General features: G+C 64.4%; 8 protein-coding genes. 6 read left to right on the top strand and 2 right to left on the bottom strand.

Annotated features, from left to right (window positions below; genetic code table 11):
* Nucleotide 1 precedes the first annotated feature (1 nt).
* The 6 genes from AC3WLX_RS25180 (at nt 2) to AC3WLX_RS25155 (ending at nt 9445) form a co-directional block, all read left to right on the top strand.
* The gene (locus AC3WLX_RS25180) at nt 2–3403 is read left to right on the top strand and encodes a UvrD-helicase domain-containing protein (protein WP_006023609.1); all 3402 of its coding nucleotides are present in this window, start codon (nt 2–4) and stop codon (nt 3401–3403) included.
* A gap of 81 nt (nt 3404–3484) precedes the next feature.
* On the top strand, nt 3485–4231 hold the full coding sequence (locus tag AC3WLX_RS25175; protein WP_006023608.1) for a multiubiquitin domain-containing protein: 747 nt from the start codon (nt 3485–3487) through the stop codon (nt 4229–4231).
* Nucleotides 4206–5378, top strand: a complete 1173-nt coding sequence (locus AC3WLX_RS25170; protein WP_006023607.1) for a ThiF family adenylyltransferase — start codon at nt 4206–4208, stop codon at nt 5376–5378. The genes AC3WLX_RS25175 and AC3WLX_RS25170 overlap by 26 nt, the downstream gene beginning before the upstream one ends.
* A complete protein-coding gene (locus AC3WLX_RS25165; protein ID WP_006023606.1) occupies nt 5375–5815 on the top strand; it encodes a ubiquitination-like system serine protease family protein in 441 nt (146 codons plus the stop codon). Before AC3WLX_RS25170 ends, AC3WLX_RS25165 begins: the two co-directional genes overlap by 4 nt.
* A 277-nt stretch (nt 5816–6092) precedes the next feature.
* Nucleotides 6093–6329, top strand: a complete 237-nt coding sequence (locus tag AC3WLX_RS25160) for a DUF2158 domain-containing protein (protein WP_006023605.1) — start codon at nt 6093–6095, stop codon at nt 6327–6329.
* Between the two features lie 11 nt (nt 6330–6340).
* Complete coding sequence (locus AC3WLX_RS25155) at nt 6341–9445, top strand: DEAD/DEAH box helicase (protein ID WP_006023604.1); 3105 nt, start codon at nt 6341–6343, stop codon at nt 9443–9445.
* A 306-nt stretch (nt 9446–9751) separates the two neighbouring features.
* Here the strand turns inward: AC3WLX_RS25155 and AC3WLX_RS25150 are convergent, their stop codons facing one another.
* Both AC3WLX_RS25150 and AC3WLX_RS25145 read right to left on the bottom strand, forming a co-directional pair.
* Entirely contained in the window at nt 9752–11113 is a 1362-nt protein-coding gene (locus AC3WLX_RS25150; protein WP_006023603.1) for a tyrosine-type recombinase/integrase, read from the bottom strand.
* 466 nt (nt 11114–11579) lie between these two features.
* Nucleotides 11580–12839: a DUF5996 family protein gene (locus tag AC3WLX_RS25145; RefSeq protein WP_492338011.1), complete on the bottom strand. Its 1260-nt coding sequence runs from the start codon at nt 12837–12839 to the stop codon at nt 11580–11582.
* Nucleotides 12840–12869: the final 30 nt, after the last annotated feature.

Below are 12869 nucleotides of genomic sequence, written 5' to 3'. Positions count from 1 at the left end.
CATGGACAGTGTGGAGCTCGCCAGGCAAGTCGCCGCCGAGCTTCACGCTCGCCTCGTTGCATCCGGCGCCGATCCCTGGTCGCCCTATGACTTTGCTGTCGCCGAGGCCAAGCGGCGGGGGATTGATGTCGAACGGACTGCCGCCGGCGCAGCCGTCCTCAATGGCGGCCGCGCGACTTTCGTCGCCGCCGACGATCTGATTCTTCACGAGAATATGGGCTCTCCGTTCGAGCAAGCTTTCCTCGTGGCGCATGAGATCGGCCATGTCGAGCTGGGCGACGATCCTGGTGGCGAAGCGGCGCCGATGATTGATCCGGCACGCCCGGCCGAGCCCTCACCAGTCGGAATGGATCGGGTTGTCGATTATGGACGCCGGCAACGCCGCGAAGTCCAGATGGACCTGTTCGCGCGCGAACTGCTGCTTCCGCGCACCGTCGCGCGGGCGCTCCATGTCGACCAAGGGCTCGCCGCGTCCGCCATCGCCGCGAAGCTCGGCGCGCCGTTCGAGGTCGTCGCGCAGCAGTTGTTCGATGCTTTGCTGCTGCCGCCCGTGCCTCCCGCCGCGACTGCGGCGCATGTCGAACGGCCGCTCAATCCGCTGCAAGCGGCCGCTGCGGCGCATCGCGGCGAAGCCTATCTGCTTGAGGCGGGGCCTGGCACCGGCAAGACGCAGACGCTGATCGCGCGCGTCGAGGGCCTTCTAGGCGAGGGCGTCGATCCACGGCGCATACTGCTGTTGACCTTTTCGAACAAGGCAGCGGGCGAGATGGCCGAGCGGATCGCGCGCAAGCGGCCCGAGGCTGCGGCCGCGATGTGGATCGGCACGTTCCATGCCTTCGGCCTCGATATCATCCGTCGTTTCCATGCGGAGCTCGGCCTGCCGAAGGACCCGCGGATGATGGACCGGACCGAAGCGGTCGAACTCCTCGAGGGGGAGTTCCCGCGGCTTAGGCTCGCGTACTACCGCAATCTTTACGATCCGACCCAGATCATTGCCGACATGTTGGCCGCCGTATCGCGGGCGAAGGATGAGGTGGTCGACGCCGAAACCTACGCCGCGCTCGCCGACGCCATGCAGGCGAAAGCCCAGGACTCGGATGCGCGCGAGGCGGCGGAACGCGCCGGCGAGGTTGCCCGCGTCTACGCGGCCTACGAACAGCTCAAGCGCAACGCGCATTGCATCGACTTCGGCGATCTTGTCGCCTTGCCGGTGCAACTGCTCGAAAAGGAGGCGGCCATCTGCGCGGCGCTGCAGGCGCAATATGATCATGTCCTGGTGGATGAGTATCAGGACGTGAACCGCAGCAGCGTGCGGCTGCTGAGCGCACTGCGGCCCGACGGCCGCAATCTCTGGATGGTCGGCGACGCCAAGCAGTCGATCTACCGGTTTCGCGGTGCCTCATCCTTCAACATAACCCGGTTCGGCAAGGAGGACTTCGCCGGTGGCAATCGCGGTCGATTGAAGCGTAATTATCGTTCGGTGCCGGAGATTGTCGCCAGCTTCTCCAGTTTCGCGATCACGATGCGCGCCGGCGATGCGGATAGTGGCCTCGACGCGGACCGCGACGCCAATGGACATAGGCCCGAGTTGCGCACGGTCCAGCGCGCCGAGCAGCAGCAGGTCGCCCTGGCCGACGCTATCGAGGAGCTGCGGCGTGACGGCTACGCCTATCGTGACCAGGCGGTCCTGTGCACCGGCAACGAAAAGCTGTCGACGATCGGGCAGGACCTGGAACGGCTCGGCGTGCCGGTCCTCTTCCTGGGAAGTCTGTTCGAGCGGGGTGAGGTCAAGGATCTCCTGGCTCTCCTCTCGATCCTGGTCGATCGGCGCGCCATGGGCCTGGTGCGCATTGCCTGCTGGCGAGACTTCGCCACCTCCTTTGCCGATGTGGTCGCGGTCTTCGACCATCTGCGGGCGGCCGAGCACGCGCCGGCGGGCTGGCTGCGGCATGGCGAGGCGATCCCCGGTTTGAGCGACAGGGGGCGGCAGACCGTTGCCAAGCTCGCGACTGCGCTCGATGGTTTCGATCAGACGGCCTCGCCCTGGACCGTGCTCGCGACGCTGTTGCTCGATCGCACACGCATCGCCGCGCGCCTGGGCGCGTCGGAGGATCTCGCCGACCGCACACGGGGCATCGCGATCTGGCAATTCCTCAACTTTGTGCGGGTACAACCGGCCGGACGCGGGCTGCCCATCACGCGCCTGCTCGATCGTGTGCGCAGGCTCGTGCGGCTCGGCGACGACCGCGACCTGCGCCAATTGCCGGCGGCCGCCCAGCATCTCGACGCCGTGCGGCTGATGACCATCCATGGCGCCAAGGGCCTAGAGTTCGGTGGCGTCCATATTCCTGGGCTTAACAGCGACACGATCCCACGCACGCCGCCGGCGCCGCCCTGTCCGGCGCCCGACGGGATGATCGCGGGGGCGGAGGGCAGTGCGCTGGAGGCGTTCCGCGCAGGTCAGGCCGAGGAGCAGGAGTGCCTATTTTACGTGGCGCAGTCGCGCGCCCGCGATCGCCTGATCCTTTATGCGCCGACCGAGAAGAGTAACGGCCACAACCGACCGCTTTCGCCATTCCTCGACCGTCTCGGGGCGACCTTAACACGCCGTTCGCTCGTGCCGGCACGGCCGCTTCCCGTGGCCGCGGAAGCTCGGGATATCGATTTGGTGGTCGACGGACGGCTGCGGTTAGGCGCCCCGCAGATCGCTCTTTATGAATCCTGCCCGCGTCGCTTCTTCTACACGCATGTCCTGCAGGTCGGCGGCCGGCGAACCGCGACCGCCTTCATGCATCTGCATGAGGCGGTTCGCGTGGTGGTCGAGGCGGTGATCGCGTCGGATGGACCCGTGTCCGAGCAGGCGCTGCAAGATCGCATCGATGCGGCGCTCGCCGGCGAGGGGCTCGGCGAGCACGGCTATCGCGCGGAATTCCGCGATCTGGCGCTGGCAATGCTGCGCTTCTTCCTGGCGAACCGCGCCGAAGCAGTCCCCGAAGCGCCGGTCGCGCTCAGCCTCAGTTTCGGCGGCGAGGAGATCATCGTTCGGCCGGACGAGGTGCTGGTGCGGCCGGACGGCATCCGCGCCGTGCGCCGCATTCGCACGGGTCACATGCGGTCGGCCGAGGGCAAGGATGTCGGCGCGGCGGCGCTGATGCTGGCGGTCAGGCAGTCCTTTCCCGGCGCGGTCGCAGAGCTCGTCCATCTTTCCGACGGCGAGGCACATGCGCTTGCCTTGTCCGATCGGGAGCTGAAGGGGCGCAAGGACAAGCTCGCAAAGTTTCTCGGCGACATCCGCGCCGGACGGTTTCCGGCCGAGGTTTCGTCGCGCACCTGCCCGAACTGCCCGGCCTTCTTCATCTGCGGGCAGACCCCCGACGGCCCCTTGCAAAAAAAGTTCGTCTGACCTTACCGGTCGGCCTCCCTCGCTCCGATTGGACCCTTAGAGCCGCGGCGCTGCCTCGGCCGAACCTAAGGACCCAATCTTATGAACACCGAAGAACTTCTTGATTACGACGATCTCGGCAACGCCCTGCGCGAAGGCCGGGCGTTGCGTCCGGCGCGGGGGTATCGCTTTCTCCTCGCGCAGGGCGATCTCAACTTCCAGTCCCGTGTGGTGAGCGATCCCGTGCCGCTCGGCCGCCAGTTGCTGGAAGCCGCGGCACTCGACCCGCGGGACGGTTACAGCCTCATCGCGATCCTGCCCTCGGGCGATTTCGAGGATGTGAGGCTCAACGAGCCGTTCGACCTGCGTGAGCGCGGCGCCGAGCGGTTCATCGCCTTCCAGACCGACCGCGACTTCAAGCTGACCCTCAACGACCACGAGCTGCTCTGGGGCAAGCCGGTCATCAGCGGCACGGTGCTCTACGGCCTCGCCAAGCCCGGCGAGGGGGAGGCCGTCTTCCTCGAGGTTCCCGGCGGTGAAGATCGCCTGATCGAGCATGGCGAGCTGATCGATCTGGTCCAGCCCGGCATCGAGCGGTTCATCACCGCGCGGCTGACGTTCGAGATCATCGTCAATTCGCGGCCGCGCACGGTGAACGCCCGCACGGTGACGTTCGAACAGATCGTCCAGCTCGCCTTCCCGGGCCAGCACGAACCCAACGTCGTCTTCTCGATGACCTATCGGCACGCGGCGTCGACGCCGCCCGCCGGTGAGCTCGGGGTTGGCGGCTCCGTCGACGTCAAGAAGAAGGGCACGGTGTTCAATGTCACGCGCACTGTTCAGTCGTAATCCGGACCTCAAGCGGCTGCGGGACGAAGGCTACTTCGTCCAGCAGCAGGGCGGGTATCTCGTTATGCGCGAGGTGCCGTATGTCGATGCGCGCCGGGAGGTGCGCATCGGCACCCTCATCTCCAGCCTCACGCTGGCCGGAGATCAGACGCGCCCGCCCGACACCCATGTCATCCACTGGGACGGCGATTTCCCGTGCCACGCCGACGGCAGGCCCATCCAGGGCATCTCGCATGCGGCCGGCGCCTTCGATCTCGGCCACGGCCTGAAGGCGACGCACAGCTTCTCCAGCAAGCCAGACGGCGGCTACTCGGACTACCACCACAAGATGACGAGCTACGCGAATATCCTCGCGGGCCCGGCCGCAGTGCTGAAGTCCGGCGCGACGCCTCGCACCTTCCGCGAACCGGAAGAGGAGGAGGACAGCGTCTTCAACTATGTCGAGACCGCCTCCGACCGTGTCGGGATCGGCGTCCTGACCGAGCGACTCGTCAACGAGCGGGTCGCCATCATCGGCGTCGGGGGGACCGGCGGCTACATCCTGGATTTCGTCGCCAAGACGCCTGTCCGGGAAATCCGGCTGTTCGACAGCGACGAGTTCCTGACCCATAACGCGTTTCGCGCGCCGGGCGCTCCGAGCCTGGAGGAATTGCGGGAAGCGCCCAAGAAGGTCGAATACCTGAAGCGCATCTACAGCCGGATGCACCGGAACATCGTGGCGCACGATGTCGCGCTCGGCGTCGACAACATTCACCTTCTCGACGGCGTCACCTTCGCGTTCCTGTCCCTCGATGCGGGTGACGCTAAGCGGCTGATCGTAGAGAAGCTCGAGGCGATCGGCGCCGCGTTCGTCGATGTTGGCATGGGGCTCGAGCTCGACGAGGGGTCGCTGGGCGGCATCCTGCGCGTCACCGCCAGTACGCCGGAGAAGCGCGATCACGCGCGGCAGCGCATTTCCTTCGTCGGCGGCGGCGCCAAGGACATCTACGCCTCCAACATCCAGGTCGCGGATCTCAACGCCCTGAATGCTGTCCTCGCGGTCGTCAAGTGGAAGAAGATTCGCGGCTTCTACCGCGACCTCGAGCGCGAGCATCACTGCACCTACACCACCGACGGCAACATGCTGATCAACGGGGATCTCGCGTGATACGGCACAAGCGACTCGAACATCGTTTCGTCGAACACATCCCTGAGCGCCTTGAGGCAGGCATTCTCTATGTTTCGATGGAATATGCCACATCAGCCCACAGCTGCTGCTGCGGTTGCGGCGAGGAGGTCGTCGCCCCCTTCACGCCGACGGACTGGAAGATGACGTTCGATGGCGAGACCGTCTCCCTTCGGCCGTCGATCGGCAATTGGACGCTGAAATGCCGGTCACACTATGTGATCGACCGCAGCAAGGTGATCGAGGCCGGCCCCTGGAGTGACGAGCAGGTCGAAGCCGAGCGTCGTCGTGACCGCGCTGCCAAAGCGCGCTTCTACGGGCAGACGCCAGCGATCGAACTTGCCGTTCAGCCCGCTCCCGTCAAGGCGGCTCCCGGCTTCTGGCGCCGCGCCTGGCGTTGGCTATCTGGCAGATCGTGACGATAGGCCCGACGGCAGGTTGCCGTCGGGCTATCCCGCTTCGGAACGCAGCGCAGCCCTAAGAGACAAATCAAGAACATCTATCAGGAGCTTACACGGTCTTCGCCGAAATCCTTGTGCAAGGAATGACCGACACACCATATATTGATGTTAGGCATGGGGCGATCTCCTAGCACGTGCGCGTCTCCACTCATGGTGGTGGGGACGTGGGCGAGCTTCTTGCGACCTCCTCCGGTGCCTGGCGAGGACAGATAGGCATCGAGAAGGAGCGTGGAGAATGGATGCTACCGAATTCAAGCCCGGCGATCTTGTGCGGGTGAAGTCAGGCGGGCCGATCATGACGGTCGAGCAGGTCGGGAAGACGGCCATGCTGGAGGAGGATGCCGTCTGGTGTGTCTGGTTCGAGAAGGTGGGCAACAAGCAGGTCGCGCGGAAAGACACGTTCGCGCCGGTCGTGCTGGAGAAGGCTGAGAAGCCACGAGCCGCGTTCTCCGTCGGCGTCGTTCGGGCGTAGCGTGGTGCCTCATGCCGTTTCGCGGCCTGTTCATCGGCATCGACCGTTATAGCTCGACCGGCATTGATGAGCTGACCTGCGCGCGTCGCGACGCGACGGCGCTGGAGGCACTGTTCTTCGACACGCTGGGCGGCAGCACAGTCTTGCTGGCAGATGCGGAGGCCACGCGGCAGCGGATTGAGGACGCATTTGCCGACCTGGCCGGCTGCGGCCCCGAGGATACGGTGGTGATCGCGTTCTCCGGCCATGGGTCGGAGACACATGAGCTCGTCACCCACGACGCGAATCCAGATGATCTCGCCGGCTCCGCGATCCCGCTCGAGCTGTTGCAGGAATGGTTCTCGCGGATACCGGCAAAGCGCCTGATCCTGTTCCTCGACTGTTGTTTTTCCGGCGGCATTGGGGCGAAGGTTCTGCACGTCGATGCGAAGCCGCGCAGCCTTTTGTCCGCCGAAGCGCGCCTGGCTCAGCTTGGCGGCGCTGGTCGGATCATCTTCACCGCCTCCGCGGCGACCGAGCCCGCCTATGAGCACCGCCGGTTCGGGCACGGCTTTCTGACCCACTTTCTGCTTGAGGCGCTATGTGGCGCCGAGGAAGTCGTGAGCGGCGGCAAGCTCTCGCTCTACCGCCTCCTCGAGCATGTCACGAGCCGCGTCCGGGCGGCCGCGCTGCAGGGCGGCAAAGAGCAGAACCCGACCATGCGCGGGAGCATCGACGGCGATGTCGCGTGGCCCGTGTTCGTGCCGGGCGCTAAGTATCGGGCGGCCTTCCCGGCGCGTCTGCCTGCCAAGGTGACGTCCGATCTTGCCAGCCTCTCGTCGGCCGGTTTCCCCGACGCGCTTGTCACCGCCTGGGCTGGAGCGATCCCGTCCTTGAATGCGCTTCAGATCTCCGCCATCACCGACTTCGGCGTGCTGGACGGCGAGAACCTGGTGGTGTCGGCCCCGACATCCTCGGGCAAGACGATGGTGGGCGAGCTCGCGGCGCTCCGGAACGTGCTGGATCGCAAACGGGCTTTGTTTCTGCTGCCGCTTAAGGCCCTTGTGGCAGACAAGCGGCGGCACTTCGAGAGCGTCTATGGCGGTTTCGGGGTCCGCACGGTGGAAGCGACGGGCGAGACGGACGACATCGCGCCTCTGCTGCGGGGCCAATACGATGTCGGTCTCCTGACCTATGAGAAGTTCGCCGCGATCGCGCTGACATTCCCTCATGTGCTGGCGCAGGTCGGCGCGATCGTGATCGACGAAGCGCAGATGATCGCCGACCGTGGCCGCGGCGCGAATCTGGAGTTCATTTTGACGCTCATCCGGATGCGCCGGCGTGAGGGGATCGAGCCCCAACTGATCGCGCTTTCGGCTGTGATCGGGGACACGAACGGCCTTGAGCAATGGCTCGGCGCGCGGCTCTTGCGGCGCACGGAGCGGCCCGTTCCGCTTGAGGAGGGCTTGTTGCTCGGCACCGGGCATTTCCGCTTTCTTGACCCGGAGAATGGCAATGAGCAGGTTGAGGGGCCGCTCGTTCGGCGTCTTGTCGGCGGCAAAGGATCCAGCCAGGATTGGATCATCCCGCTGGTGCGCAAGCTTGTCGCCGAAGGCCAGCAGGTGATCGTGTTTCGCGAAACCAAGGGCGAAGCCCGCGGCTGCGCCAACTATCTCGCAGAGTCGCTCGGATTGCCTCCGGCTGCCGAGGCGCTGACGCAGATGCCCGGCGGCGATCCCTCGCAGGCCAGCGCCGACTTGCGGAGCGCGCTGGGGCGCGGCGTCGCTTTCCACAACTCGGATCTCGACCGCGAAGAGCGGCGCGTCATCGAGGAAGAATTTCGCCGTAGCGGCTCGGGCCTGCGCGTCATCGCAGCCACGACGACGCTGGCGATGGGCGTGAACACGCCCGCGTCATCGGTCATCATCGCCGGCTTGAATCATCCCGGCGACGAGCCCTATTCGGTAGCCGAATACAAGAACCTAGTCGGTCGCGCGGGAAGGCTTGGCTTCGCCGAGAAGGGAGCTTCGTATCTGCTGGCGCTCGATCCGCGCGCCGAGCATGATCTGTGGTCGCGATACGTGACCGCGGAGCCGGAAGACTTGGTGTCCCGCTTCCTCGACGGTACAACCGACCCACGCTCCCTGATTATCCGCGTCCTAGTCGCGGCACAACGAGCGGCCGGCGAAGGCGTGCCGAGCGAGGAGATTGTCGAATTTCTGGAATCGAGCTTCGGCGCGTTCCAAGCCCGGCGCGCCCATAGCGCGTGGCAGTGGAGCCGGCCGGATCTGCTTTCGGCCCTAGCGGATTTGGAACGCCACGGCCTGGTGCAGAAGAACGCTACAGGCGCGTATGAATTGACCAAGCTGGGCCGTCTCGCTGGCGAAAGCGCGGCAGAGGTCGGGTCCATCGTCGCGCTCGTAGATTGCCTCGGCTCGCTTCAGCCCCAAGAAATCAGCGATCCCGTCCTGATTGCCGCAGCTCAAACGACGGTCGAGGTCGATCAACTCCTTTTTCCGATCAACCGAAAAAGCACGCAGAAAGAGCCTCAGCTATGGCCCAACGAGCTGCAGAGGCAGAATGTGCCGTGGCACGTCCTGAACGCGCTTCAGCGCGGGACAACAGAAGATCATCAGGCGACCCTGCGTGCGAAGAAGGCGGTCGCTTGTCTTTTGTTCGTGTCCGGTCGTGCCATGAGCGAGATCGAGCGCGTGCTGACGCAGTTCGGTGGTGCGTTTGGCGGCGCCGCCGGCCCCATACGCGCGGTCGCAGCGCGGACTTGCGATCTGATGCCGGTCGCGGCTCGCGTCGCCGAGATCCTGCACCCCACGCTCGATCTCGGTGACCGTGTGAGACGTCTGGCGATCCGGTTGACATATGGCGTGCCCAGCGCCGCCGTCGACCTCGCCCAATTCGCTGGAGCCGATTTGCTGCGGGGCGACTATTGCCGCTTGGCCGCCGCGCAGCTCTGTGAGCCCGAACAGATCGACGCCGCAACTGATGACCAAATTCTGGCATGCGTGGACAAGGACAGGCGCAAGCTTGCACTTGTCCGCGATGCGGCGAAGCGCGTTGCCAAGCGTCGGGCCGAAGCGGTGGCGCCTTCCGCCCCGATCCTTGAAGTATATGTGCCCTAAATTGCGCGCAACGGGGGCGTGAGGCGATTGCGTCAGATGCCCCCTCTGCGAGACGTTCCTGCCTCAGAAAGTCTCCAATGCTGGCGGAGCCAATGCGGCAGCGGGCGATCAAGCGGTCGAACGAGACAACGCGCCGCTACGGCTGCGCTCGGTGTGCAGGAGTGTCAGGATGGTCTGCCGGTTCGGAGCAAATGACCTGGTCGCCGATGGCGCCAAACCGAAGATCGTCGATTTCTTCAAAAAGCTTTTTCGACTGCATCGTGGGCGGCGATGAATTGCTCGCCGACCAGTGGCTGATCGCAAGCCTCAAGCTGCCAAGCGACGCTCCTCGTCCTCGGCTTCGTTCCCCGGCTCTCCAACCGCTTTGGTCAGGAAGAGGTCAAGCGCAGCTCGACGAGAATCACGATCCAATGCGTAGGCCGTCTGTTTGAATTCGATCCCCTCGAGTAGCCCTTGGATGTAACCGGAGATCGTGTCGGCGGCCATGATGAGCGCAGTGTCGAGCGTGTGAATGTATTTGCTCGTCACCGAGCCCTTGGAGTGGCCGACGAGCGCCGCGATGGTCACCTCGGTGAAACCGAGATCGTTGGCGATGCTGGCAAAGCTGTGACGCAGGACATGCGGGGTGACGCCGGCGAGCGGACTGTCGCTGAAAATCTGTTCCCAATGGTTCGGGAAGCTGCCGAACGCATGGTCCTCGCCCTGACCTGGGAAGACATAGGTGCCCGCTGCGGTCTTGCGCCGTTCCTCCAGATACTCGACGACGGGCAATCCGATTGGACGAATGGACTCACCTTCCTTGCTGTCCACCAGGCGCATGCAGCTCGCGTCGGTGTCAGCTTCGATCCACATTAGCGAGATCATTTCCGAGCGGCGGCAGCCGGTGAGCGCGATCTGCCGGATGATGTCCACGGTCATGGCGTATTTTTCGTTCGCCGCGGCATCGCGAAGCATTTGCCCGAGGGTGCGATACTCCGCCTCGGTCAGCCTACGATTCCGAACATTGTCCTTGGGCTTCTTGATGCCGTGCGCCGGATTGACCTCTATAATCCCAGCATCGACAGCGTAGGTGAGGATTCCGCCCAATAGGCCGACGGTGCGCGTGGCGGTGCCCGCGCCACCACGAACAATGGCCTTTCCTCGCAGCTTTTTCGTCTTGACGGCGACGCGCGTCTTGCCGGCCATGATGTCCTTCAAGACCTTGTTGATGTCGGCCTTGGTGAGATCCTTGACCCGGCGCGCGCCGATCAGCGGGATGATGTGCCGCTCGATACGGCCAGTGTCGGTGACGATGGTGGTGGGCTTTTTCGGTCGCCCGCCCTTACCCAGAATGAGGCCCGCGTTCAGATCAGCGGTATAGAGGGCGCAAAGCTCCTTGACCGTGATGGCCTTGTGATCGAGCTGACGTTCTTCGGAAGGGTTGTCGCCGCGCGCGACGCGCCCGAGTTGGACCTTCGCTTCTTGCCGGGCTGTCTCCGGCGTCCACACGCCATGCAGGCCGATGGTGTAGCGTCGCGTGCGTCCAACAGCGCGATATTGGATGAGGTAGCTGCGCTTGCCGGAGGCGAACACGCGGAGGCCGAAACCGGGCAGTTCGTCGTCCCAGATAAAATAGTCCTTCTCGCGAACATCGGCAGCGTCCACGATCCGCTTGGTCAGCTTTGCCATGAGGTGTTCCCCTCGCTAGTGAGGGGCTGCTTCCGCGGAAGCACCACGGAAGCAACCGGATGGATATCGGAGCGAAATTCTGGATAGACAGTTCGGCGCGGAAATACGAATTGTCTAGTATCTTCAGTTACATATCGCATTGTAGCGTGCCCTGTCGTGCATTTAGGATAGGCAGGCTAAATTGCTCCGAAGGCAAAGGTCACACGTTCGAATCGTGTCGGGTGCGCCAGCTCCGCCAAATCCACGATGTGCTGCGATGCGCTACACCGGGCAAGCATCGCTAGCTTACGCGCGGCCGTGTTCTGCGACATTCGGCGTTCGTGTCAGCGCAGCGGTTCTCGGGAGAATTTGCATCGCCTTGCCGCATGGTTTTGCCGTTTAAGCCTTCCTTGCCTGCACGGCGTATTTGACCCATTTGGCCGGCGGTCGTGGCGCTGCTTTGAGCACAGATCCGATTTCATCGCCGTCAGGTCTTGGCCCTACGCACCACGTCCTGCCACTCCGGATGTCGCTCTATCTGCGCCTTTGCGAACGGGCAGAGCGGAATGATCGCGAACGCTTCGCGCCGCGCGTCCTCGATCGCTTGTCGCACCAGCCGCTCTCCGATCTTGCGGCCGCGCAAGGCGGCAGGAACTTCCGTATGGTCGATGATGATCAACTTGTCATTGGCCCGGCTGTAGGTCATCTCGGCTTCGACGCCGTCGACGACGAGCCAGTAGCGTCCCTTCGATGCGCCATCTGTCCGCTCGACATTATTGTCGCCGGCTGAATGCGTTTGCTGAGCCTGCGCCGCATCCGGGGGGCGGACCTGACGTGGCTGTCCGCGTGCGCATTCCAAGAGATCGCGGTCCCATCCTGCCAGATCGGCCGCAGCCTCGTAGGTCGAGACGAGGAAAGCCATCAGGGCTTCGTCGGGATCGGCGGCCGACTGCACGGCATCGTAGGGAAGCATGAATTCAGACAGGCCGTCGTGCCAGAACGCGGCATCGGGCCGGACCGTCGCGGCTCGGTAGCCGTTCGGCGCCGGATAGGCGTAGGCGTAGAAGGCAGGATAGTCGATACCGCCGCCGCCCGGCCAGAAGCCCGCTGACGAGACCTCGCGGTCATAAGCCTCCTGCGCCACGTCGTCCGGCAGGGCAGGAATTCCGCCCGGGTGGAGCGGCGCGCGCCGTCCCGAAAAGCGGGTCACCGCGAGGTCGAAGCTGCCCCAGAACAGATGAACGGGACTGGATTTGCCGAGGAAGGAGGTGCGGAACCGATTGAACACCCTGTCGATCGCCACGAGCGCCTGGTGAAAGCGATGAACGGCATCGCGGTCATAAGGCCGGTCGCGATGATCGTCGGCGAAGGGGACCGGGTTGGGGACCTCGTTCGGTTGTCCGTTGAATGTCGGCGTGCCGCCGAGGTCCAAAATCAACTGCACGAAGCTGGCGTGGAACGCCGCGACCGTGGACGGCCCGAGCTCGAACGATGCCCGGCGGCCTTCGCCGCTGGTGCCAACGACCCTGTGCTCCCGAAAATCAAACAGGATCTCGATTCCGGGGCCGTCGGGTATCGGCGAGGATGCCAGACCGTTCGGCGTGACATAGAAGGTCGCGTGCCACGAATGGTTCAGCCACGGTGTATGTGCCAGCCGGTACTTGCCTGCGACCTGCAGGTTGAGATGCAGAGCTGAACAAGTCTCACGCCAGCCGAGGTAGTCGAGGTGGGGCCATTTGTTGTTCATTTCGCTTGTTCTCCATCCAGCATCTGCTCT

Source organism: Bradyrhizobium sp. FW305-F6, from assembly GCF_058782905.1.
The sequence above is the reverse complement of the archived record's forward strand: the minus strand, read 5'-3'. Positions and strand labels throughout refer to the sequence as shown.

Bases quoted from the DNA above. Each gene is read 5' to 3' on its own strand.
- AC3WLX_RS25175 (WP_006023608.1), top strand. From the start codon at position 3,485: ATGAACACCGAAGAACTTCTTGATTACGACGATCTCGGCAACGCCCTG.
- AC3WLX_RS25145 (WP_492338011.1), bottom strand. From the start codon at position 12,839: ATGAACAACAAATGGCCCCACCTCGACTACCTCGGCTGGCGTGAGACT.
- AC3WLX_RS25155 (WP_006023604.1), top strand. From the start codon at position 6,341: ATGCCGTTTCGCGGCCTGTTCATCGGCATCGACCGTTATAGCTCGACC.
- AC3WLX_RS25150 (WP_006023603.1), bottom strand. From the start codon at position 11,113: ATGGCAAAGCTGACCAAGCGGATCGTGGACGCTGCCGATGTTCGCGAG.
- AC3WLX_RS25180 (WP_006023609.1), top strand. From the start codon at position 2: ATGGACAGTGTGGAGCTCGCCAGGCAAGTCGCCGCCGAGCTTCACGCT.
- AC3WLX_RS25170 (WP_006023607.1), top strand. From the start codon at position 4,206: ATGTCACGCGCACTGTTCAGTCGTAATCCGGACCTCAAGCGGCTGCGG.
- AC3WLX_RS25160 (WP_006023605.1), top strand. From the start codon at position 6,093: ATGGATGCTACCGAATTCAAGCCCGGCGATCTTGTGCGGGTGAAGTCA.